The 24,068-nt window shown below is 60.2% G+C and carries 19 protein-coding genes; 13 read left to right on the forward strand and 6 right to left on the reverse strand.

Annotated elements, in window-relative coordinates; genetic code table 11:
* Nucleotides 1-104: 104 nt before the first annotated feature.
* Nucleotides 105-335, forward strand: a complete 231-nt coding sequence (locus ACA070_RS07130) for a DUF4160 domain-containing protein (protein ID WP_497450584.1) — start codon at nucleotides 105-107, stop codon at nucleotides 333-335.
* Nucleotides 323-826: a DUF2442 domain-containing protein gene (locus ACA070_RS07135; protein WP_497450585.1), complete on the forward strand. Its 504-nt coding sequence runs from the start codon at nucleotides 323-325 to the stop codon at nucleotides 824-826. Before ACA070_RS07130 ends, ACA070_RS07135 begins: the two co-directional genes overlap by 13 nt.
* Here the strand turns inward: ACA070_RS07135 and ACA070_RS07140 are convergent.
* Nucleotides 823-1,899, reverse strand: a complete 1,077-nt coding sequence (locus tag ACA070_RS07140; RefSeq protein WP_497450586.1) for a DUF748 domain-containing protein — start codon at nucleotides 1,897-1,899, stop codon at nucleotides 823-825. The two genes, ACA070_RS07135 and ACA070_RS07140, sit on opposite strands and share 4 nt — an antisense overlap.
* A 127-nt stretch (nucleotides 1,900-2,026) precedes the next feature.
* On the opposite strand from ACA070_RS07140, the gene cysK reads away from it, so the two are divergent.
* The 4 genes from cysK to ACA070_RS07160 all read left to right on the forward strand — a co-directional run bounded on the left by cysK (nucleotide 2,027) and on the right by ACA070_RS07160 (nucleotide 5,478).
* A complete protein-coding gene (gene cysK / locus ACA070_RS07145) occupies nucleotides 2,027-3,001 on the forward strand; it encodes a cysteine synthase A (RefSeq protein WP_497450587.1) in 975 nt (324 codons plus the stop codon).
* 215 nt (nucleotides 3,002-3,216) lie between these two features.
* On the forward strand, nucleotides 3,217-4,155 hold the full coding sequence (locus ACA070_RS07150; RefSeq protein ID WP_497450588.1) for an aspartyl/asparaginyl beta-hydroxylase domain-containing protein: 939 nt from the start codon (nucleotides 3,217-3,219) through the stop codon (nucleotides 4,153-4,155).
* 183 nt (nucleotides 4,156-4,338) lie between these two features.
* Nucleotides 4,339-4,503, forward strand: a complete 165-nt coding sequence (locus tag ACA070_RS07155) for a hypothetical protein (RefSeq protein WP_497450589.1) — start codon at nucleotides 4,339-4,341, stop codon at nucleotides 4,501-4,503.
* A gap of 111 nt (nucleotides 4,504-4,614) precedes the next feature.
* On the forward strand, nucleotides 4,615-5,478 hold the full coding sequence (locus tag ACA070_RS07160) for a DMT family transporter (protein ID WP_497450590.1): 864 nt from the start codon (nucleotides 4,615-4,617) through the stop codon (nucleotides 5,476-5,478).
* A gap of 602 nt (nucleotides 5,479-6,080) precedes the next feature.
* Here ACA070_RS07160 and ACA070_RS07165 read toward each other — a convergent pair.
* The 4 genes from ACA070_RS07165 to ACA070_RS07180 form a co-directional block, all read right to left on the reverse strand.
* Nucleotides 6,081-7,022, reverse strand: coding sequence for a LysR family transcriptional regulator (locus ACA070_RS07165; RefSeq protein ID WP_497450591.1), 942 nt, complete (start codon nucleotides 7,020-7,022; stop codon nucleotides 6,081-6,083).
* A gap of 70 nt (nucleotides 7,023-7,092) precedes the next feature.
* Nucleotides 7,093-8,622: a tripartite tricarboxylate transporter permease gene (locus ACA070_RS07170; RefSeq protein ID WP_497450592.1), complete on the reverse strand. Its 1,530-nt coding sequence runs from the start codon at nucleotides 8,620-8,622 to the stop codon at nucleotides 7,093-7,095.
* The gene (locus ACA070_RS07175) at nucleotides 8,619-9,152 is read right to left on the reverse strand and encodes a tripartite tricarboxylate transporter TctB family protein (RefSeq protein ID WP_497450593.1); all 534 of its coding nucleotides are present in this window, start codon (nucleotides 9,150-9,152) and stop codon (nucleotides 8,619-8,621) included. Before ACA070_RS07175 ends, ACA070_RS07170 begins: the two co-directional genes overlap by 4 nt.
* A gap of 52 nt (nucleotides 9,153-9,204) precedes the next feature.
* Nucleotides 9,205-10,221 (reverse strand): Bug family tripartite tricarboxylate transporter substrate binding protein, encoded by a 1,017-nt coding sequence (locus tag ACA070_RS07180; RefSeq protein ID WP_497450594.1) that lies wholly within the window; start codon nucleotides 10,219-10,221, stop codon nucleotides 9,205-9,207.
* A gap of 375 nt (nucleotides 10,222-10,596) precedes the next feature.
* Between ACA070_RS07180 and ACA070_RS07185 the strand changes: the two genes are divergently transcribed.
* From ACA070_RS07185 to ACA070_RS07205, 5 genes are all read left to right on the forward strand, one after another.
* A complete protein-coding gene (locus ACA070_RS07185; protein WP_497450595.1) occupies nucleotides 10,597-11,568 on the forward strand; it encodes an amidohydrolase family protein in 972 nt (323 codons plus the stop codon).
* Nucleotides 11,565-12,569, forward strand: coding sequence for a 4-hydroxythreonine-4-phosphate dehydrogenase PdxA (locus ACA070_RS07190; protein WP_497450596.1), 1,005 nt, complete (start codon nucleotides 11,565-11,567; stop codon nucleotides 12,567-12,569). Before ACA070_RS07185 ends, ACA070_RS07190 begins: the two co-directional genes overlap by 4 nt.
* A 310-nt stretch (nucleotides 12,570-12,879) precedes the next feature.
* The gene (locus tag ACA070_RS07195) at nucleotides 12,880-14,055 is read left to right on the forward strand and encodes an L-rhamnonate dehydratase (RefSeq protein WP_497450597.1); all 1,176 of its coding nucleotides are present in this window, start codon (nucleotides 12,880-12,882) and stop codon (nucleotides 14,053-14,055) included.
* A 29-nt stretch (nucleotides 14,056-14,084) separates the two neighbouring features.
* Nucleotides 14,085-15,080 (forward strand): AraD1 family protein, encoded by a 996-nt coding sequence (gene araD1 / locus ACA070_RS07200; RefSeq protein ID WP_497450598.1) that lies wholly within the window; start codon nucleotides 14,085-14,087, stop codon nucleotides 15,078-15,080.
* Nucleotides 15,081-15,203: 123 nt separating this feature from the next.
* Nucleotides 15,204-16,784 (forward strand): aldehyde dehydrogenase (NADP(+)), encoded by a 1,581-nt coding sequence (locus ACA070_RS07205; protein WP_497450599.1) that lies wholly within the window; start codon nucleotides 15,204-15,206, stop codon nucleotides 16,782-16,784.
* A 129-nt stretch (nucleotides 16,785-16,913) separates the two neighbouring features.
* On the opposite strand, the gene ACA070_RS07210 is transcribed toward ACA070_RS07205, so the two are convergent.
* Complete coding sequence (locus ACA070_RS07210; RefSeq protein WP_497450600.1) at nucleotides 16,914-17,819, reverse strand: DMT family transporter; 906 nt, start codon at nucleotides 17,817-17,819, stop codon at nucleotides 16,914-16,916.
* A gap of 157 nt (nucleotides 17,820-17,976) precedes the next feature.
* Between ACA070_RS07210 and aceK the strand changes: the two genes are divergently transcribed.
* Together aceK and hrpA are read left to right on the forward strand one after the other, a co-directional pair.
* Entirely contained in the window at nucleotides 17,977-19,695 is a 1,719-nt protein-coding gene (aceK, locus tag ACA070_RS07215) for a bifunctional isocitrate dehydrogenase kinase/phosphatase (RefSeq protein WP_497450601.1), read from the forward strand.
* A gap of 189 nt (nucleotides 19,696-19,884) precedes the next feature.
* Nucleotides 19,885-23,796, forward strand: a complete 3,912-nt coding sequence (gene hrpA / locus ACA070_RS07220) for an ATP-dependent RNA helicase HrpA (RefSeq protein WP_497450602.1) — start codon at nucleotides 19,885-19,887, stop codon at nucleotides 23,794-23,796.
* Nucleotides 23,797-24,068: the final 272 nt, after the last annotated feature.

The following is a 24,068-nucleotide window of genomic DNA, read 5'->3' on the forward strand; positions in this document are numbered from 1 at the left end:
CGCAGACGGCTTATTCAGTCTCTGAATGGGGCGTCACATCTTGACTTGGATTTGGCTGCTGGCCAGTATTGAGCTATCGCCATTTTGGCGATAGCTTGCCCGGCATGTCTACTAAATATCGATTTCGCGATACGTACCGCATTCAGTTGCGCGAGAAGGATCATCCACCGCCCCATGTCCACCTGACGGATGGCGGGCTGGATGTCATGTTGAGCCTGGAAACCGTCGAAGTGATGGTGGGCAAGGCACCGCCGCTGATTATCAAGGAAGCATTGGAGTGGGTCAGGGCCCATCAGGTGCAATTGCTGGAGGACTGGAAACGATGTTACCCATGAAACGACCACGGCTGTCGGCTGTACAGGCGTTGCCGGACTACCGTTTGGCACTGACCTTTATCGACGGTCAGCAACTGACCCTCGATTTGAGTCGCGACTTGCACGCCTATCCAGGATTGCAGCCATTGCTGGAGGCTGGCGCATTTGAAAGTGCAATGTCGGGTGATGATGGCTGGAGTGTCGAGTGGCCGGAGCAGGACATCCAGATTGGCGCCGATACCCTGTATCTGGATGCGCTCGCGCAAAACGCATCGGACGAAAACACCCGGATCTTTATTGATTGGCGCGCCCGTACCGGGTTGCCGCTCAATCAGGCGGCTGAAGCGTTGGGGGTTAGCGCCCGCAGCATCACGCGCTATAGCAGTGGGCGTGAAGCGGTACCCCGATCATTGGCGCTGGCCTGTCTGGGGTGGGACTTCCTGCAGCAGCAAGCGAGCCCGATGCGGGCAGCCGAAGAAACCGGGCGCTACACCGTTACGCGCAAACCCTAATCAGCCTCCGGCTTCGGCCGCTCATACCGGGCATTGAACGCCTGAACAAAGCCATTGCGTAAAATCTGCAAAAACGCCTGGAACGCGCTGATATCTTGCCGATGCACATTGCCGCTCAGTTCAACCCGAGTGGCAAACTGGTTCTTGCCCTGGTTTTTCAGCACGGTTTCGGAGCCCCCGACAATGGCTTCCCAGATGGAACGGAAAAGCCCTTTGTCCTTGTTTTCCACATCCTGCTGCCAGTTGAACACGTCGACGTCTTTCAACAGTGGTTTGATGTAGCCGGTCAGTTTGGCCTTTTTGGCTTGCGCTTCAATCACCACATCGCCGTGACCGGCGTTGAAGTCGAACTTGCCGTAGGCGGAAGCAAAGTCGTTCATGCGTTTGAGTTCAATGTCCCTGGCCCGCAGACGGAACTCGAAATCTTCAAAGTTGCTTAACGGGTCGAAGGTTGCCGTTGTTTCCAGTGGCGCGTGGCCCAGCAACAGCGCCTTGCCTTCAAAGCGGGCGTCGCGCTTGCCTTCGGTATCGACCACGTTGGTCAGGTTGAAAAGACTGGCGTTGACCTGGGTGGCGTTCATGTTGACGGGGGGCTTGGAATTGAAGTTTCGAAAGGTGATCTTGCCGTCGTAGATGCGTATTTCGTTAAAGGTGAACGGCGCCAGTTTGCTCAGCTGTGCGCGCCAGTCGGTGCCTTGACCGGTCTGGGAGTTTTTTTTGTTGGCGCCACCGTCGACGAAGTTCACCTCGGGGTTGAAGAACTGCACCTCGGCCACTACAGCGCGGTCGGACCAGAGTGAGTGCCAACTGACAGAAAGGTCGATCAGCGGCGCATTGACGAAAGGCACCGGGACCTTGCCGTCGACCTTGACGATCTTCAGTCCGTTGATTTTATAGGCGCCGCGCCACAGGGCCAGGTCCACGTCGGTCACCTGACCCCGGTAATCGCCCATGTCCGCCAGCTTGTCGTTCAAGTAGTCGCGCACCAGGTACGGCAGGGCGATGTGCAGGGCAATCAGCAGCACAACGAGGCCGGCGAGGGTCCACAGGGGCCAACTGTATCGACGTTTCATGACGGCAAATCTCTGGCGATGTAAAGCGATTGACTGCGGCGGTCGCCGGACGTTCGACCTGACTGGACGACCACCGGCAACAGGCATACCTTTGGGAGCTTATTCAACGCTGTACAAGGACCCAGCCATGAGCCGTATTTACGCTGACAACGCCCATTCCATTGGCAATACGCCGTTGGTGCAGATCAACCGGATTGCCCCGCGCGGTGTGACCATCCTGGCCAAGATCGAAGGGCGCAACCCGGGTTATTCGGTCAAGTGCCGGATCGGCGCGAGCATGATCTGGGACGCAGAAAGCTCCGGCAAACTCAAGCCTGGCATGACCATCATCGAACCGACGTCGGGTAATACCGGCATTGGCCTGGCGTTTGTTGCCGCGGCCCGTGGTTACAAATTGATGCTGACCATGCCGGCGTCGATGAGCATTGAGCGACGCAAGGTCCTCAAGGCACTGGGCGCCGAACTGGTGCTGACCGAACCGGCCAAGGGCATGAAGGGCGCGATCGAGAAAGCGGCCGAGATTCTTGCCAGCGACCCGGCCAAGTACTTCATGCCGTCGCAGTTCGACAACCCGGCCAACCCGGCCATCCACGAAAAAACCACCGGCCCGGAAATCTGGAACGATACCGACGGCGCGGTCGATGTGCTGGTGGCGGGTGTAGGAACCGGCGGAACCATTACCGGCGTTTCGCGGTATATCAAGAATACCCAGGGCAAACCGATTATCTCGATAGCAGTGGAACCGGTGGTGTCACCCGTGATCACCCAGGCGATTGCCGGTGAAGAGATCAAGCCTAGCCCGCACAAAATCCAGGGGATCGGTGCCGGTTTTGTCCCGAAGAATCTGGACTTGTCGATGGTCGATCGGGTTGAGTTGGTCAGCGACGACGAATCCAAGGCTATGGCCTTGCGCCTGATGCAGGAAGAAGGGATTTTGTGCGGTATTTCCTGTGGCGCCGCGATGGCGGTGGCGGTGCGTCTGGCCGAAACGCCGGAAATGCAGGGCAAGACCATCGTGGTGATCCTGCCGGATTCCGGTGAGCGCTACCTGTCGAGCATGCTGTTCAGCGATCTGTTTACCGAGGCGGAAAATCAGCAGTAGGAGCAGCCTGCGACTTTTTGATCTTGTTGTGAGAGGGCTGATTCACGTCAGCCCCCGTTCAGGAACCTTATGTTAGTAAGTGCTTTATTGCACAAACCTTAATACTGAATGTCGAGTTATGCGGGTTTTCCCCGAGGCCGGTAATGTTTATGATGGCCGGCTGCCACGTCGGGTAAATGGCGTTGTGCGAAGAGCCTAATCTCAAGGAGCTGTAGATGACCTTTTCCTTTGCCGCGAAAGCGTCAGTGTTGCTGCTATTCCTGGGCAGCACCCTCTATGTGCATTTGCGCGGCAAGGCGCGATTGCCGGTTCTGCGGCAGTTCGTCAACCACTCGGCCCTGTTCGCACCTTACAACGCCTTGATGTACCTGTTCTCCGGCGTGCCGTCCAAACCCTATCTGGACCGCAGCAAATTCCCGGAACTGGATGTGCTCAAGGACAACTGGGAAATCATCCGCGACGAAGCCATGCACCTGTTCGACGAGGGTTACATCTGCGCCGCCGAAAAGAACAACGATGCCGGTTTCGGTTCGTTCTTCAAGAAAGGCTGGAAGCGGTTTTACCTCAAGTGGTACGACAAACCCCTGCCATCAGCCGAAACCTTGTGCCCGAAAACAGTGGCCTTGGTCAGCAGCATTCCCAACATCAAGGGCGCAATGTTCGCGTTGCTGCCGGGCGGAAGTCACCTCAATCCGCACCGCGACCCCTTTGCCGGTTCCCTGCGCTATCACTTGGGGCTGTCGACGCCGAACTCCGATGGTTGCCGGATCTTCGTCGACGGTCAGGTTTACGCCTGGCGCGATGGCGAGGATGTGATGTTCGATGAGACCTACGTGCATTGGGTCAAGAACGAAACCGAGAAAACCCGGGTCATTCTGTTTTGCGACATCGAACGACCGATGAGCAACCGCGTCATGACCCGTATCAACCGCTGGATCAGCGGCGTACTCGGTCGCGCTACCGCGCCTCAGAACCTTGAAGATGAACGGGTTGGCGGAATTAACCAGGCTTATGCCTGGAGCAAGAGCTCCAGCGACAAGGTCAGCGGTGTGGTCAAGCGCTGGAAGCGTCGTAATCCCAAGGCATACCGCGTGCTGCGGCCGGTGCTGGCGGTGGTGGTGTTGACGTTGTTGGGGTATTGGTTGTTTGGGTGAATATTGGTAATAAAAGACCGCTCCTTTGAGCGGTTTTTTTGCCGCTAAAGGTAGATTGTGCGAAGGGCGTTGTCGTTATTGGCCCTTTGTCCAAGTCATTGCAATCCATGTCAGCCACTGGTTATAGTCGGCGCTCGGTGATTCTCTTACCCCACCGTTAAACCCATCAAAAAAGATCAGCCCATGCCTGCTTCCCTCGTCAACGCGGTAGTCGATTCAGCGGTCAACGCTGGCGTCGTGCCGTGCGGGATTCAGCAGCCTGCGCGGATCAGTCATTACCCCCCACCTGTCAGTAGCACGCCGGTGTGTGCAGTCGTATCACCGCCGGGCGTTGGCTTCTCGGGCTGACCAGCTTTTTTCTGCTGTTCCCATGCCCGTCTAAAAAGTTTTCGCCTGAAAAACTACTGAATTTCAGCTTCGGCTGACTTGGCTTTTTTTGCCTGACTACAGGTGGTATTCATGTTTTTCCTTTCGAAAAAATCCGCGCTCGCGGCGGCGTCCACGAGCCTGTTCGTTCTGCTGTGGAGCAGCGGGGCGATCTTCTCCAAATGGGGCCTGGCCCACGCCTCACCCTTTGCCTTTCTGCTGATTCGCTTTGCCATCGCCTTGTGCGGATTGATGCTGCTGGTGCCGTTGCTCAAGCTGAAACTGCCCAAGGGCGGCAAGCCGATGCTGTATGCGATGGCCACGGGCGTGGTGTTGCTGGGGGCTTATCAGATTTTTTATCTGCTGGCCCTGGACCTGAAAGTCACCCCGGGCGTGATGGCGACGATCATGGGCGTGCAGCCGATTCTCACGGTGGTGATTATGGAGCGGCAGCGCTCAGCCAGCCGGATGTTCGGCCTGGCGCTGGGCCTGGCCGGGTTGATCATGGTGGTTTACCAAGGCATCGGTCTGGCCGGCATGTCACTGGCGGGCATGCTCTTTGGTTTGCTGGCGCTGGCAAGCATGACGTTCGGTTCGATCATGCAGAAACGCATCACCGACAATCCCCTCGGTACACTGCCGGTGCAGTACCTGGCGGGCCTGTTGCTTTGCGGGATCTTCGTACCGTTCCAGCCGTTTCATTTCGAACACAGCAGCGGTTTCATCGTGCCGGTGTTGTGGATGGGGTTGGTGGTGTCGGTGCTGGCAACCTTGTTGTTATACCGCTTGATCGCCCGGGGCAATCTGGTGAATGTCACCAGTCTGTTTTACCTGGTGCCGGCGGTGACAGCGGTGATGGACTACCTGATTTTTGGTAATCGGCTGGCGGCATTGAGCATGCTCGGCATGCTGCTGATCATCATCGGTCTGGTGTTCGTGTTTCGTAAGGCAGGGTAGGAACGGGTCGGGGGCATATCCGTTGTTTTGGTAACGGCGGCTTTTGGTTCCGCCCTTACGGCGGGTCACTTGGAGAAGCGCCAAGTAACCAAGCGCTCTTGCCCCTGACGTTCGGTGGCTCGCTTAGGCTCGCCATGCCCTCGCTCCGGTCCTGCTCCGTGGGCCCGCCGCCATCGGCCATCCATGGCCGGGGGCGGCTACCGCGGCATCCCTGCCGCGGTGCCCACTGCGCAGAACCTCCACTCGGCCTCTCGAGGGGGCGACTACCGCCACAGCAACGCGAGGCGGCCTTCGGGCCGACCTGGTTCTTCGGATGCATGCATTCCTCCTGTGGGAGCTAGCCTGCTAGCGATGGACGTCCAGACACCGCGTTCATTCAGACCGCACGCGTTATCGTTAATGTCCATCGCTAGCAGGCTAGCTCCCACAGGGGATTTTTGGCGGGCATGACATGGGTGTTCACCGCCGATGACCGGGACGGACAGGTCGGCTATCAGGCCGCCTTGCTTTGGCTTTAGATCTTGACCTGCCCCGCCGTAAGGGCGGAACCAAAAGCCGCCGTTACCCAAAAAACGGATATGTACCCCAACCAAAAAAACCTGTTATTTGCTCAACGCATGCTCGGCCCGCACCGAATTCATGAACGCCTGCATCGCCGACGATTGAATGCGATGGCGCCGGGTGATCAGCCCATACGGCGGCAGCCGTGCCTCGAACTTGATCGGCAACACCGCCAGCAAATCACGGCCCGGATAATCTTCCACCACCGACACCGGCGTCACGCCGAGCATGTCGGTCTGCTGGATCAATGACAGCAAGGTCATGATCGAGGTGGTTTCAACGATGCTGCTGGGGATGTCGACCCGTGCGTTGTGGAACACCTGATTGATGATCGCGCGCATCGGGCTCGGTTGCTGTTGCAGCACCCAGGTCATGTTCTGCAACTCTGCCCAGCTCAGGTTTTTCTCCTGCGCCAACGGGTTCTGCGCACCGGCTATGACGCACAAGGCTTCTTCGCCGAGGCTGTCGAACAGCAACTCCTCGGCCCGCGCGCCCGCCGGAATCCGGCCCAATACAATATCCAGTTGATCCTGCAACAAGGCCTGCACCAGCACGTCGCTGGTGTCGACCTGAATGCTCATCGACAACCGCGGATGGCTCTGTTTCAAGGTTGCGATGGTGCGGGTCAACAGCCCCGAAGCCAGCGCCGGAATTGCACCAACCGCGACCCGGCCAAGGTTGCCGGATTCGAGTGCGACCAGCTCTTCACGCATACCGCTGAGTTCGGCAAACACCATGCGCGCGTAGTAGATGACGGTTTCCCCGAACGGGGTAGAGCGCATGCCCCGAGGCAGGCGTTCGAAGAGCTCGACGCCGAGCAAGTCCTCGGCTTCGTGCAGCATTTTGGTGGCCGCCGGTTGGGTCATGCCGATGTGGTCGGCGGCGCGGCGCAACGAGCCGAATTCCTGTAATGCCAGCATCAGCCGCAGTTGGCGCAGACGCAGTCGACTGTGGATCACATTGGCAGCAGGAATTCGGGTCATGTGGCCGTGCTCGCAAAAAGGACTGCGGCAAGCCTGACAACAAATGTCAGGCGTTGCCAGCATTGCTGTGTCACAGCACCGATTTAGGCTTGGCGACCTGGGGTTTGCGCAGACCGGTCAGGGTTCCCAACACCTTGGAAATCAACGGCCAGAACAGCATCAGCAGCGCCGCCGTGGTCAGGCAGCCCACCAACGGGTTCGACCAGAAGATCCCCAAGTGCCCATCGGAAAACAACATCGACTGACGGAACGCATCTTCCGCCTTGTCGCCCAGCACCGCCGCCAACACCAGCGGCGCGATCGGGTAACCGAGTTTCTTGAACAGATAACCCAGCGCGCCGAACCCGAGCATCAACACCACGTCGAAGAACGAGTTGTGTACCGAGTAGGCACCGATGGCGCAGACCATGATGATGATCGGCGCAATGATCGAGAACGGAATGCGCAGGATCGAAGCGAACAGCGGCACAGTGGCCAACACCACAATCAGGCTCACCACGTTACCGAGGTACATGCTGGCGATCAGGCCCCAGACGAAATCATGCTGCTCGACGAACAACGTCGGCCCAGGATGCAGGCCCCAGATCATCAAGCCGCCGAGCATTACCGCTGCGGTGGCCGAACCGGGAATGCCAAGGGTCAGCATCGGCAACAGCGCACTGGTGCCGGCGGCGTGGTCGGCAGTTTCCGGGGCGATCACGCCTTCGAGTTCGCCCTTGCCGAAGTTGTCGCGGTTCTTCGAGAAGCGCCGCGCCAGGCTGTAGCTCATGAACGAGGCAGCGGTCGGGCCGCCCGGCGTGATGCCCATCCAGCAACCGACCAGCGTGCTGCGCACAATCGTCCACCAGTAACGCGGCAACTTGGCCCAGGTGCGCAGGATGATCATCGGTGTGATGCGCGCATGCTCGCCGCGAAATACCAGGCCTTCTTCGACGGTGCAAAGGATCTCGCCGATGCCGAACAGACCGATCACCGCCACTTCGAAACTGATACCGGTCATCAGGGTTGGCTGGTCGAAAGTCAGGCGCAGGTTGCCGGACACGGTGTCCATGCCCACGGCCGCCATGGCGAAGCCGATCATCATTGCCACTACGGTTTTCAGCGGCGGGTTCTTGCTCATGCCGATGAAGGTGCAGAACGCCAACAGGTACACCGCGAAGAACTCCGGTGAACTGAACGACATGGCGAACGCGGCGATCTTGGTCGACAGGAACGTCAGCAACAACACCCCGGCCAGGGCGCCGATCAGCGCCGAACTGAACGCGGCGGTCAGGGCTTCGGCGGCGCGACCTTCCCGGGCCATCGGGTAGCCGTCGAACGTGGTCGCCACCGATGAGGGCTCGCCGGGGATATTGAACAGAATCGAGGTGATCGAGCCGCCGAACAGCGCGCCCCAATACATGCACGACAGCAGAATGATCGCCGACACCGGCGACATGGTGAACGTCAGCGGCAAAAGCAGCGCCACGCCATTGGGGGCGCCGAGGCCGGGCAATACGCCGACCAGAATGCCCAGCAGCACGCCGATCACCATCAGACCGATATGACCCGGGGTCAGGATCAGGTTCATGCCTTGCAGCAGGGAATCGAATTCGCTCATTTGAAACTTCTCCCGGCCAGGCTAATCCAGTCGCCCATCGGGCCGGCATCCAGCGGGACCTTGAACCACAGCGCGAAAATCAGGTAGCTGGCGAGCACTGCACCGAGGGACACGGTGGCGATCATCAACTTGCCATAGGGTTTGACGCGTACTGTGTCACGCCACATGAACCAGGCGATGAAACAGGCCGAGGCCACGTAGATGCCGGTGAACGGCATGGCGCCAACGAACAGCGCAATCGGGATGAACACCGACAGCACTTGTTTGAATGCACTGCGGCTGACAAATGCAATGCTCAGGGCTTGCCAGCGCACCACGGTCAACACGCCGTTGCCCACGCTCGCGGCGCTCAACAGCAGGCCGATGTAGAAGGGGAAGTAACCCGGCTCGGGGCCGGAATCGCCCCAGCCGATACCTTGTTCGAGACTGCCGAACATCACCACCGCGCCGATCAGCGTGGTGAAGAGTGTCAGGCCGAGTTCGACCCAGCGGGTATCGACCAGCGCCGGTGAATCCGAAGAATGGGACATGAAAGCACCTCCAGAGGTGACGGCCGTGCGCTCGCGGACGGCCGTGGACAACTCAGTTTTTCAGCCAGCCGGCTTCTTTGAACACCGGCGTGACGCGGGCGGTGTCTTTCTCAATGTAGGCGGTCAGCGGCTCGCCTTCGAGGAAGGTGGGTACCAACGCGTTCTGCTTGACGTAGGCCTTGAACTCCGGGGTCTCGGTGACTTTGCGCATCAGCTCGACATAGAACGCGCGCTGTTCGGCGGTGACTTCGCCGGGCATGAACACGGTGCGCGGGAAGCGGTACTGATCGATGCCCAGGCCCTGTTCGTGGCAAGTCGGCACGTCGGCCCAGGATTTGTCACCCGCGACCTTATCGGTATAGCTCATGCGCTCTTTACTGAACACGCAGAGCGGCTCGACCTGGTCACCGCGCCATTGGCTGATGCTTTCGCTGGGGTTGTTGACGTTGGCGGCGATGTGTTTGCCGGCCAGTTGGGTCGCGGCTTCGCTGCCGCTCTTGAACGGGATGTACACCAGTTTGCTGTTGTTGGTCTGGTTGAGCAGCAGGGTCAGGGTCTGGTCGACATCCTTGGACTGGCTGCCGCCCATGCGCAGTTTCGACGGATCAGCCTTGGCGGCTTCGTAGAAGCCTTTGGCGTCTTTCCACGGCGCATCCTTGTAGCTCCAGAGAATGAAGTCGTCTTCGGCGACGGCGGCGACAGGGGTCAGTTCCTGCCATTGATAGCCGAGCTTGGATACCAGCGGCAACAGGTAGATGTTATTGGTGCCGATCACCAGTTTTTCCGGATCGCCCTTGTTCATCTTCAAGTCGAGGAAGGCTTCGGCGCCATTACCGCCGCCCTTGTTGAGGACGATGGTATTCACGTCGAGGAACTTGTGCGTGGTGATGATCGACTGGATCAGCCGACCGAGTTGGTCAGTGCCGCCACCGGGGCCTCCGGCGACGACGATTTCGACGTTCTTGTCTGGCTGCCAGGCGGCGTTGGCAAGCGTGGGGAGGGCGCCGGCGGCGATCAGCGTACAGCCAAGAACCAGACGGGATGTGCGACGGACGAATGCATTTCGCATGGAAGGCCTCGTTTTTTGTAATTGTTATGAATGACTTGTCGGTGCTCAAAAGCTGCAAGCCTGGCCTGAGTGTGGGAAGGGTCCGCCCCGGCGTCTAGTCAAAACAAAACATACACCGATAGCCTGGGGTTATAGGTCGGGACGGACAAATCAGTGATTGTCGCTGAAGGCTTTGCACCAGAGCCTTTTGAGCGGAAAGTCGGTTTAGGCGGCGTACCGTGAAAGCACCTTAAAAACAGGGCTTGCCATAACCCGAGGCTATCGCCGTATCTCAATCATTGATTAGACGGTTATCACTGGGCCTTCGATAGTGCTCATCAGCGCGGCAAACAGGCAGCGCATGGCATTCACAAAAATAATAAATCGAGGTACGCCATGGGTGATCACTTATCTGACAGAGCATGGAACGGCCCGATCATCGACGCCCATCATCACTTCTGGGACCCGTCGATCAATGACCATCCGTGGCTGGCGCCCGAAGCCAACATTGCGTTTCGCTACGGCGATTACAGCGCGATCAAGCGGCGCTATTTTCCTGAGGACTATTTCGCAGACGCCGGCCCGCACCGCGTGGTGCAAACGGTGTACGTCGAGACCGAATGGGACCCGCAAGACCCGATTGGAGAAACCGTGTTCATCGAAAGTCTGACCGCCCGTTACGGCGTACCCAATGCGGTCGTGGCGCAGGCCTGGCTCGATCACCCGGACGCGATTGTGGTACTGACCGAACAGGCCAGTTTCAAGTGCGTGCGCAGCGTGCGCCACAAACCTGGCGGACCGGTTTCACCTGCGCAGGTGGGCCATGTGCGCAGCCTGATGAGCGACGAACACTGGCGGCGCAGTTTTGCTGCACTTGAAGGGCTGGGGTTGCATTTCGACTTGCAGACTCCGTGGTGGAACCTGCACGAGGCCGAACGGCTGGCCCGGGATTTTCCCGGTACCACGCTGATTCTCAACCACGCCGGGTTGCCCAATGACCGCAGTGCCGAAGGCCTGGCGGGTTGGCGCTTGGCGATGGCGCGACTGGCCGAGTGGCCGAACGTGCAGGTGAAGATTTCCGGTCTTGGCCAGAAGGGCCAGGCATGGCGCGCCAAGGACAACGCCTGGATCGTGCGCGAAGTGATCGCCATGTTCGGCACTGACCGGGCGATGTTCGCCAGCAACTTTCCGGTGGACAGCCTGTGCGGCTCGTTCGACGACATCTACAGCGGTTTTAAATCCATCGTTGCTGATCTGCCGAGCGCCGATCAGGAGCGACTGTTCTACAGCAACGCGCAGCGGGTTTATCGCTGCGAGCCTTGCGCCATTGACCGTCAATGGCCTGAACCCTTGAGGAGAGAAGCATGACCAAGACAACCATCGCGATGGTGCTGGGTGACCCGGCGGGCATCGGCCCGGAACTGATCGCACGCCTGCTCGCAGAGTCTCAAGTGCGCAGCCAGGCCAATGTGATCCTGATCGCCGACGAGGCCGAAATGCACCGTGGCATGCGCATCGCCGGGACGGAATTTCCTTACCGTCGCGTCGAGTCGCTGGATCAACTGGAGTTTGCTGATGACACGCCGCTGTTCTACGACTTTCGCGGCGACACCGTCGGTGAGTTTCCGCGCAGTGAAGCCAGTGTCATCGGCGGTCGCTACAGCCTCGATACCCTGGAACAAGCCCTGCGCCTGACCGAGGCCGGGACTACCGACGCGGTGCTGTTCGGGCCGTTGAACAAGACCTCGCTGCACATGGCCGGCATGGCTCACAGCGATGAGCTGCACTGGTTCGCCGAGTTGCTGGATTTCCACGGGCCGTTCTGCGAATTCAACGTGCTCGACAACCTCTGGACCTCGCGCGTGACCTCTCATGTGGCGCTGGCCGAAGTACCGGGCATGCTCAGTCAGACGCGGGTAATGGAAGCGATCCAGCTGATCGACACCGCGCTCAAGCGCAACGGTCTGGAAAAACCGCGCATCGGCGTGTGTGGCTTGAACCCGCACAACGGCGACAACGGCTCGTTCGGTCGCGAAGAACTGGACATCATTGGCCCGGCCGTGCGTTCGGCCCAGGCGCTGGGGATTGCGGCTGAAGGGCCGTACCCCGCCGACACGATCTTCCTCAAGGTTCAGGGCGATGCCAGTGCCTTTGACGCGGTGGTGACGATGTATCACGACCAGGGACAGATCGCGATCAAGTTGATGGGCTTCTCCCGTGGCGTGACAGTTCAGGGCGGCTTGCCGATCCCCATCACCACCCCGGCCCACGGCACCGCATTCGACATTGCCGGGCAGGGCAAGGCGAACGTCGGGGCGATTCGCCAGGCATTTGAGATTGCTTGCCGGATGGGCACCAACAACTACTGACACCGCAATACCTTTGTAGGAGCCGGCTTGCTGGCGATCGCGGTTTGGCAGACACCTTAAACGTGTCTGACGAACTGCAATCGCCAGCAAGCCGGCTCCTACAGTTTTGTGGAGTGGCTGATAACCCGATCTAACCAATATCCGCTTTTTCCTATTACCCCAGGTTATCGCCGGATACGCATAAGTGATTATCCGCACCCCCCGAGCGCTGGCTAAAGTCGCTCCATCGAATGCCGGAACCCGCCACCCGGGGGGCTCTGCGCAGCGACTCAACAACTACAAAAAGCCGGCAGCGCAAGGAACTGTATTCATGAAAATCAAAGCCATCCGTACCCGCGTTTTCGAGTGGAAAGGCAAAGTCGTTCCCCCTCAAGCACACTTCTGCACCAACGCCAGTGACATCCTGTTCGAGCGCGGCGATGCCATGGGCTCGTTCCGGTTCCACGGCTGGCTGGTGGTGGAAGTCGAGACCGACACCGGTCTCGTCGGCATCGGTAACTGCGCCCTGGCGCCACGTGTGGCCAAGGAGATCATCGACACCTACCTGGCGCCGATTGCGCTTGGCGAAGACCCGTTCGACAACGAATACATCTGGCAGAAAATGTACCGCCAGAGCCACGCCTGGGGCCGCAAAGGCATCGGCATGGCGGCGATCTCGGCGATCGACATCGCCATCTGGGACATCATGGGCAAAGCCGTGAACAAACCGGTGTTCAAACTGCTCGGCGGCCGTACCAAGGAAAAGATCTGGACCTACGCCTCCAAACTCTACGCCAACGACAACCTCGACCTGTTCCTCGAAGAAGCCCAGGGCTACCTGAATCAGGGGTTCACCGCGCTGAAAATGCGCTTCGGCTATGGCCCGAAAGACGGCCCGGCGGGCATGCGCAAAAACATCGAACAAGTGCGTGCGCTGCGTAACCTGGCCGGCCCGGACATCGACATCATGCTCGAATGCTACATGGGCTGGACCCTGGAATATGCCCGCCGCATGTTGCCCAAACTCGCCGAGTTCGAACCACGCTGGCTCGAAGAACCGGTCATCGCCGACGACATCGAGGGCTACATCGAACTGAAAAAAATGGGGATCATGCCGATCTCCGGCGGCGAGCATGAGTTCACGTCCTACGGCTTCAAAGACCTGCTGGAACGCCGCGCCGTCGACGTGATCCAGTACGACACCAACCGTGTCGGCGGCATCACCGCCGCGCGCAAAATCAACGCCATGGCCGAAGCCTGGTCGGTGCCGGTGATCCCGCACGCCGGGCAAATGCACAACTACCACCTGACGATGTCCACCACCGCCTCGCCGATGGCCGAGTTTTTCCCGGTGTTCGACGTCGAGGTCGGCAACGAACTCTTCTACTACGTGTTCAAGGGCGAGCCGCAACCGGTCAACGGCTACATCCAGCTCGACGATGACAAGCCGGGCCTGGGCCTGGAAATCTCCGATGAATACTTGAGCGACTTCAACATCATCGAGTGACCCCAATCCCTGACTTTCTGGAGGCCGTCATGCGCCTGATTCAATTTGAAAACACTGCCGGTGAACGCCAGGTCGGCCTCGTCGAAGGCTCGCAGGTCCAGGTGCTGAAAGGCACCCGCAGCACCCGTGAGCTGGCACTCGCAGCGATCCAAGCCCAACGCAGTCTGCAAGAAGAGGTCGCTTTACGCGGCACCGAGCCAGGCCCGGATTACGCCCAGCTGTTGCAGCGGGGCAAAATCCTGCCGCCACTGGACCACGAAGACCCCGCGCATTGCCTGATCAGCGGCACCGGTCTGACCCATTTGGGCAGCGCCTCGGCGCGGGACAAAATGCACCAGCAGGACGGTGCGGTCGAAGCCGGCATGACCGACACCATGCGCATTTTCAAATGGGGTCTTGAGGGTGGCAAACCGGCGGCCGGACAGGTCGGCGCGCAACCGGAATGGTTCTACAAGGGGGACGGCAGCATCGTCGTGCGCCCCGGCGCCGACTTCCCGGTGCCGCCCTTTGCCGAAGACGCTGGCGAAGAGCCGGAGCTGACCGGCCTTTACGTGATCGGCGACGACGGCCAGCCGTACCGCGTCGGTTACGCCTTGGGCAACGAGTTCTCCGACCATGTGATGGAGCGGCGCAATTACCTCTATCTTGCCCATTCGAAACTGCGCTTCTGCGCCTACGGTCCGGAGCTGCGCGTCGGTGAGTTACCCAAGCATCTGGCCGGCACCAGCCGCATCATTCGCAATGGTGAAACGCTTTGGGAAAAAGAGTTTCTCAGCGGCGAAGACAACATGTGCCACAGCCTCGCCAACCTCGAATTTCACCACTTCAAGTACGCGCAGTTTCTGCGCCCCGGCGACGTGCACGTGCATTACTTCGGCACGGCCACGCTGTCGTTTGCCGACGGAGTGAAAACCCAGCCGGGGGATCGCTTCCAGATCCGCCTCGATGAGTTCGGCGCGCCACTGGAAAACGGTATCGGCGAAAGCGCCCAGCCGTTGGCCATCGGTCAGGTGCGCACACTCTGACCCCCCTGTAGGAGCCGGCTTGCTGGCAATAGCGATCGCACAATCAACATTAACCTCGCGCGCCAAATCGCCATCGCCAGCAAGCCGGCTCCTACAGGTCTGAAATTGATCAAGGAATCCGAAATGACCACGATACTCGGACACAACTACATCGGCGGCCAGCGCAGCGGCAACAGTACGCAGCAGCTGCAAAGCCTCGATGCCACGACGGGCGAAGCGCTGCCGGGCAGTTTTTTCCAGGCCACTGAAGCGGAAGTGGACGCGGCAGCCAATGCTGCGGCCGCTGCCTACCCGGCCTACCGCAACCTCAGCGCGGAAAAACGTGCGCAGTTCCTCGACGCCATCGCCGATGAAATCGATGCCTTGGGCGATGACTTCGTCGCCACCGTGTGCCGCGAAACCGCATTGCCGGCCGGGCGCATCCAGGGTGAGCGCGGACGCACCAGCGGGCAGATGCGCTTGTTCGCCAAGGTCCTGCGGCGCGGCGATTTCTATGGAGCGCGCATCGATCGGGCGCTGCCGGATCACCAGCCCTTGCCACGTCCGGACCTGCGCCAGTACCGCATCGCGTTAGGGCCGGTCGCCGTGTTCGGTGCCAGTAACTTTCCCTTGGCGTTTTCAACCGCCGGTGGCGATACCGCTTCGGCGCTGGCCGCCGGATGCCCGGTGGTGTTCAAGGCACACAGCGGGCACATGGCGACGGCCGCGTGGGTCGCGGACGCAATCATCCGCGCCGCCGAACGCACCGAAATGCCGGCCGGCGTATTCAACATGATTTATGGCGCGGGTGTCGGTGAATGGCTGGTCAAGCACCCGGCGATTCAGGCCGTGGGCTTCACCGGTTCGCTCAAGGGCGGTAATGCCCTGAGCCACATGGCCGCGACGCGGCCGCAGCCGATCCCGGTGTTTGCCGAGATGTCGAGCATCAACCCGGTGTTCCTGCTGCCCGAAGCGCTCAAGGTGCGCGGCGAGCAAATCGCCGCGCAACTGGCCGGTTCGGTGACGTTGGGGTGCGGGCAGTTCTGCACCAATCCGGGCCTGGTCATCGGTGTGCGCTCGCCGCAGTTCAGCCTGTTTTTGGAAACGTTCTGCGCCAGCATGAACCAGCAACCGGCGCAAACCATGCTCAATGCCGGCGCGCTGGTCAGTTACAGCCGGGGTATTGGAGAACTGCACGAGCATCCGGGGCTGACGCACCTGGCGGGCAAACCGCAACAGGGCAATCAGGCGCAACCGCAAGTGTTCAAGGCTGACGTCAGCCTGCTGCTCAAGGGCGATGAGTTGCTTCAGGAAGAAGTCTTTGGCCCGACCACCATCGTCATCGAGGTTGAGGACCAGGCGCAGCTGGCAGCGGCGTTGCACGGCCTGCGCGGGCAATTGACGGCGACGCTGATTGGCGAGGCCGAGGAGTTGCTGGAGTACCGTTGGCTGGCGGAGTTGCTGCAGGAAAAGGTTGGGCGGATCTTGCTCAATGGCTACCCGACCGGGGTCGAGGTGTGTGAGGCGATGGTGCATGGCGGGCCGTATCCGGCGACGTCGGATTCGCGCGGGACGTCGGTCGGGACGTTGGCGATTGACCGGTTTCTGCGGCCAGTGTGCTTCCAGAATTATCTGGATGCATTGCTGCCCGAGGCGTTGCAGAACGCCAATCCGCTGGGGATTCGGCGGTTGGTGGATGGGGAGGTGAGTCAGTCAGCTTTGTAGTGCCTGGGCTGGCGCCATCGCGAGCAGGCTCGCTCCCACATTGGATCTCCTGTGAACACAATATTTGTGAACACTGAAATTACCTGTGGGAGCGAGCCTGCTCGCGATGACGGCATCAGCCTCTACAAATTACTTGGCAGCCACCGCTGCAGCCTTCACCGAAGGCTTCAACACCAGCCACAACGCCGCCGCAATCAACACCCCGCCATAGATATGCGCCATCGACAACGGCTCATCCAGCAACAGCGCCCCCCACAACACCCCGAACGGCGGGATCAGGAAGGTCGTGGTCATCGACCTCACCGGCCCGATCGAGCTGAGCAAACGGAAGTAAATGATGTACGCCAGCGCCGTACACACCAGCCCCAACCCCAGCAACGACAACCAGACATTCCAGCCACCCCAGCTTGCCGGCGGCTGGCTGATCACGCTGTAGCCGAACAACGGTAGTAAAAACAGCGTTGCCCCGAGCATGCTGCCCAGCGCCGATAGACGGCTGTCCAGACCGCCCGCGTGATCGAGCCAGCGGCGGGCCAGGAATCCGGCAAAGCCATAACAGGTGGTGGCGAGCAGGCAGGCGACGGCGCCCATCAGCAACTCCATGTCGAACGCCACCGGACCGGCACGGGTCAGGACACCCACGCCAAGCAGCCCAAGGAACACCCCGCCAAGCTTGGCAGCGGTCAGTCTTTCATGGAAAAACAGGCCGCCGATCAACACGCCCATCAATGGCGTGGTGGCGTTGAAAATCGCCGAATAGCCGGCCGGCAAAACTTGGGCGGCCACCGAATAGAGGGTCGCCGGAATCCCGGAGTTGATCACGCCAAGCAGCATCACCGTCTTCAGTTTGCCTTTGAAATCCCAGCTGATGCGCATCAGCCCCAGGATCACCAGCAAGCCGGTGGCAGCAATCGACACACGGAAAAAGGCCGTGGGGATTGTGCCAATCACGGGGGCGATGATGCGCATGAACAGAAAGCTCGCACCCCAGATCGCTGCCAGCGACAGTAAACGGAAAATATCGACAGGGCTCACGGAACACTCCTTCCTTGATGGGGACGAGAGTGTTGCCGAGCGCCTTATCCATGGCAACCGAAAAACGAGCATTTAACCCGAGCCGAAAATTACGCTTCTCCTGCACCCGGTTCACTGGCTAAGCTCAGGGCTCCCGAATTCCCGCAGAGGTCTCACCATGCCGCAGCAATGGCCAGCCGCCGACATCGCCCGAATGATCATCGATGGCTTTGACGATTACCGCGAGCATTTCCGCCAGATCACGGACGGCGCCCGGGCCCGCTTCGAGCAGGCCCTGTGGCAGGAGGCGCAGGTCGCCTCGGCCGCGCGGATCAATCTGTACGAAGAGAAAGTCAGCGAAACGGTGGAACGGCTGCGCATCGCGTTTGACGCCGACACGCTGGACGTCAGTTGCTGGCCGCTGGTCAAAAGCGCTTACATCACCCTGATCGACCTGCGCTTCGACGATGAACTGTCCGAGACTTGGTACAACTCGATTTTCTGCGGGCTGTTCAGCCATGACCTGATCAGCGACGGCTGCATGTTCATCCACACCACCCGACCAAGCCTTCGCCGGGCCCGGGCTGCGCAAACCCGAACCTACAAGCCTCAGGGTCAGTTGTCCGGCATGCTCGCGAGCATTTTTGCCGATTACAGCTTCAGTGAGGATTACGCCGATCTGTCCGGCGACCTGTGCCGCCTCGAAGCCCAACTGCGTGAGAACCTGCCGGATTGGGTGTGCAAGGATCCGGAGTTGAGCGTCGAACTGTTTTCCTCGGTGCTCTATCGCAACAAGGGCGCGTACCTGGTGGGGCGCATCTACACCACTGACGAGCAATGGCCGCTGGCGATTCCGCTGCTGCACCTCGAAGGTCGCGGCATCCAGATCGATGCGCTGATCACCGATGAAGCGGACGTGTCGATCATCTTCTCGTTCACCCGTTCGTATTTCATGGTGGATGTGCCGGTGCCGGCGGAGTTCATCGGTTTCCTGCGGCGGATCCTGCCGGGCAAACACATCGCCGAGCTGTACACCTCGATTGGTTTCTACAAGCACGGCAAGTCCGAGTTCTACCGGGCGCTGATCAATCACCTGGCCAGTACCGACGACCAGTTCATCATGGCTCCCGGTGTGCGCGGCATGGTGATGAGCGTGTTTACGCTGCCGGGTTTCAACACCGTATTCAAAATCATCAAGGACCGTTTCTCGCCGTCGAAAAACGTCGACCGCGCCACGGTGATCGAAAAATACCGTTTGGTGAAAAGCGTCGACCGCGTCGGGCGCATGGCCGATACCCAGGAATTCGCCGATTTTCGCTTCCCGTTGAGCAAGTTCGACCCGGCGTGCCTGGAAGAACTGCTTGAAGTGGCCGCGTCCACGGTGTCGGTGGAAGACGACACGGTGCTGATCCGCCACTGCTGGACCGAACGGCGCATGACGCCGCTGAACCTGTACCTGGAAAACGCCAACGAGGCGCAGGTGCGTGAGGCGCTGGAGGATTACGGTCTGGCGATCAAGCAACTGGCGGCGGCGAACATCTTTCCCGGCGACATGCTGTTGAAGAACTTCGGCGTCACCCGGCACGGTCGCGTGGTGTTTTATGACTATGACGAGATTTGTTTCCTGACGGAGGCCAACTTCCGTCACATCCCGCAACCGCGCACACCGGAAGACGAGATGGCGTCCGAGCCGTGGTACTCGATCGGGCCACTGGATGTCTTCCCCGAGGAGTTTCCGCCGTTTTTGTTTGCCGATTCCGGGCAAAGGAAGCTGTTTGACCAGTTGCATGGCGAGTTGTACAACGCCGATTACTGGAAAAGCCTTCAGGAATCCATTCGCGCCGGCAAGGTGATCGACGTGTTCCCGTATCGGCGCAAGGGCCTCGATAACGAATAATCCATCTGAGTGAACACTGTGGCGAGGGAGCTTGCTCCCGTTGGACTGCGTAGCAGTCCCCTTTTGGGGCCGCTTCGCAGCCCAACGGGAGCAAGCTCCCTCGCCACAAAAGCGGGTTGCATTCGTCGCCATGCACGCAAATCTGCGACAATCGCCCTCTGCGCCACCAGACCACTTATTGCGTACCTGATGACTGACGAATCGCCTTCCATCGACAAACTGCTGAAAAACCTCGATCACGCCATGCTCGCCGACCGCCACCGGCTGCGGCGGCAGTTGCTTGAGCTGCGCAAGAAACCTGACGAGGCCAAGCTGGCCCAGTGGGTGACACGCATGCAGGCGTCCTGTGACCAGGTGTTGGCGCGGCGTGCCAGTCTGCCGGTGATTCGTTACGACGACAGTTTGCCGATCGCCGCCAAGCGCGATGAAATCAAAGAGGCGCTGCTCAAACATCAGGTGCTGATCATTGCCGGCGAAACCGGTTCGGGCAAAACCACCCAGCTGCCGAAGATCTGCCTGGAAATCGGTCGTGGCCAACATGGCCTCATCGGCCACACCCAACCGCGTCGAATCGCTGCGCGCAGCGTGGCCAGCCGCGTTGCCGAGGAACTGGCGACGCCGTTGGGCGCGCTGGTCGGCTATCAAGTGCGGTTCGAGGACCAGAGCGATTCCAACACCCTGATCAAGTTGATGACCGACGGCATCCTGCTGGCGGAAACCCAGAACGACCGCTACCTCGAACGCTACGACACGATCATCGTCGACGAAGCCCACGAACGCAGCCTCAACATCGACTTCTTGCTCGGTTACCTGAAAACCCTGCTGCCGCGTCGTCCGGACCTTAAAGTCATCATCACGTCGGCAACCATCGATCTGGAGCGCTTCTCCAAGCACTTCGACGATGCGCCGATTGTCGAGGTTTCGGGCCGAACCTTCCCGGTAGACACCTGGTATCGCCCGCTGACCCTGGAGCAGGACGAAGAGGGCAACCGCGTCGAGGACGACTTGACGGTGGATCAGGCGATTCTCGCCACCCTCGACGAAATCGCCGCGTTCGAACGCAGCGAGCGCAAGAGCCCCGGCGATGTGCTGGTGTTCCTGCCCGGCGAACGGGAAATTCGCGACGCCGCGGACATGCTGCGCAAGGCTCAGCTCAAGCACACCGAGATTCTGCCGCTCTACGCACGACTGTCGCCGGCCGAACAGCAGCGAATTTTCCAGTCGCACCCAGGCCGTCGCGTGGTGCTGGCGACCAACGTCGCCGAAACCTCGCTGACGGTGCCGGGCATTCGTTACGTGATCGACAGCGGCACCGCGCGCATCAGCCGTTACAGCTACCGCGCCAAGGTCCAGCGCCTGCCCATCGAAGCCATTTCCCAGGCCAGCGCCAACCAGCGTAAAGGCCGGTGCGGACGGGTCGAGCCGGGCATCTGCATCCGCCTCTATGGCGAAGAAGACTTCATCGGTCGCCCGGAATTTACCGACCCTGAAATCCTGCGGACCAACCTCGCGGCGGTTATCCTGCAGATGCTGCATCTGCGCCTCGGCGAGATCACTGATTTCCCGTTTATCGAGCCGCCGGATGGCAAGGCCATCAGTGACGGTTTCAACCTGCTGCAAGAGCTCTCGGCGGTGGACCGCAACAGCCAACTGACCCCGCTCGGCCGCCAGTTGGCGCGCCTTCCGGTGGATCCGCGCATGGGCCGCATGCTGCTGGAAGCGGCGAAACTCGGCAGCCTTCAGGAAGTGCTGATCGTCGCCAGCGCCATGTCGATTCAAGACCCGCGCGAACGTCCGCCGGAGCGTCAGCAAGCGGCGGATCAGGCGCACGCTCAGTGGAAAGACGTGGACTCGGACTTCGCCGGGCTGGTCAATCTGTGGCGTGGTTTTGAAGAGCAGCGTCAGGCGCTGACGGCGAGTCCGCTGCGCAACTGGTGCCGCAAGAATTTCCTCAATTACCTGCGTCTGCGCGAATGGCGCGACTCGCACCGTCAGCTGAGCCTGATCTGCCGCGACATGCAGTTGAGCCTCAACAAAGAGCCAGCGGATTACCCGAAATTGCACAAAGCCGTGCTCTCGGGCCTGCTCAGCCAGATCGGTCAGAAAACCGATGAAGGCGATTACCTCGGTGCCCGTCAGCGACGCTTCTGGATTCACCCGTCATCCGGGCTGGGCAAAAAGCGCCCGCAATGGCTGATGACCGCCGAACTGGTGGAAACCACCAAGCTCTACGCACGCATGGTCGCCAAGATCGACTCCGACTGGATCGAACCGCTGGCCGGGCACCTGATCAAGAAAAACCACTTCGAACCGCACTGGGAGAAGAAGCGCGGTCAGGTCGTGGCCTTCGAGCAGATCACCCTGTTCGGGCTGATCGTGGTCGGTCGCCGACCGGTGCATTACGGGCCGATCGATCCGGTGGTGTCCCGTGAGTTTTTCATTCGCGAAGGCCTGGTGCGGGGCGAGATTCAATCCAAAGCCAAGTGCCTGACGGCCAACCAGCAACTGCTGGAACAACTCGACGAACTGGAGGCCAAGGCCCGTCGTCGCGACATTCTGGCCGACGAAGAAACCCTGTTCGCTTTCTACGATGCGCGACTGCCGGCGGAGATCCACCAGACGGCGACCTTCGACAGTTGGTATCGGGTCAACAGCCAGAAAGACCCGCAGTTGCTGATCATGCGCGAAGAAGACGTGCTAGCCCGTGAGGCAAGCGAAGTCACCGCCCTGCATTACCCGGATACTTTGCACATCGGCGATCTGGAACTGGCCCTCAGTTACCACTTCGAGCCGAACCATCCACGCGACGGTGTGACCTTGCGTGTACCGGCGCCGCTGTTGCCGATGTTGCCGCCGGAACGCCTGGAATGGCTGCTGCCCGGCGTGATCGAGGCCAAGTGCATAGCGCTGGTGCGCAACCTGCCAAAAGCCCTGCGCAAGAATTTTGTGCCGGTACCGGACTTCGTCAAAGCCGCATTGCAGCGCATGACCTTCGCCGACGGCTCGTTGCCGCAGGCGTTGGGCCGCGAACTGCTGCGCATGACGGGCGCGCGGGTCAGCGATGAAGCCTGGGCGGAAGCGGAGCAGCAGGTCGACAGTCATCTGCGGATGAACCTGGAAATCGTCGACGGCCAGGGCGAGTTCCTCGGCGAAGGGCGAGACCTGGCCGAACTGACTGCACGTTTTGCCGAGGCCAGTCAGGCTGCGTTGGCCGTGCCACAGACCGCGAAAAACCAGCAACCGGTCGAGCCAAAAGTCTTCGCCGCCGTTGCCGAGAAAACCCAGCAGAAGATCGCCGGGCTGTCGATGACGGTCTATCCGGCGCTGGTGGAGGAGAGCGGGACGGTCAAGGAAGGGCGGTTCTCCACGCCGGCCGAAGCCGAGTTTCAGCATCGCCGCGCCTTGCAGCGCTTGTTGATGCAGCAACTGGCCGAACCAGCGAAGTTCCTGCGCGGCAAGTTGCCGGGGCTGACCGAACTGGGCTTGATGTACCGCGAATTGGGGCGCATCGATGCCTTGGTAGAAGACATCCTGCTGGCCAGCCTCGATAGCTGCATTCTCGATGGTGAAGACCCGCTGCCACGGGATGGCGCGGGGTTGGCGTCACTGGCCGAGCGCAAACGCGGTGGCTGGACAGAGCACGCCGAGCGTCTGGCGAAACTGGCGCTGGAGATTCTCAAGCTCTGGCACGGCCTGCAAAAACGCTTCAAGGGCAAGATCGATCTGGCACAAGCCGTGGCTCTGAACGACATCAAGCAGCAGCTCAGTCATTTGGTGTATCCGGGGTTTATCCGGGAAACGCCGATGCAGTGGCTCAAGGAACTGCCGCGTTACTTGAAAGCGGTCGAGCAACGCTTCGAGAAAATCGGCGCGCAGGTACAGAGGGACCGGGTCTGGAGTGGCGAACTGTCCGGTCTCTGGGCCCAATACCAGACCCGCGCCAACAAGCACGCCCAGGAAGGTAAACGCGATCCGCAGCTGGAGCTTTATCGCTGGTGGCTGGAGGAATACCGGGTTTCGTTGTTCGCCCAGCAATTGGGGACCAAGGTGCCGATCTCCGACAAGCGCCTGAACAAGCAGTGGACCCAGGTCGAACCGTAAACCCGAGACTTGTACAGTACCTGTGGGAGCGAGCCTGCTCGCGATGAGGCCATCACATTCAACATCTATATCGACTGTGATACCGCCATCGTCGGAACGCCGCCCGGAGCAGGCTCGCTCCCACAGGTTTTTGTATTGCCTGTAGGTGGGAGTCATCCAGCAAAATGGCGCCAAAACCCAATGTTTATGGCAAACTTCGCGCCTATAAACGCCGGCCCCGCGGTTTTGAGCCTTTCAAGGTTCGGGCGGTACGGAATAAAGCGATGCCAGGT

The organism is Pseudomonas sp. LBUM1678 (genome assembly GCF_059695575.1).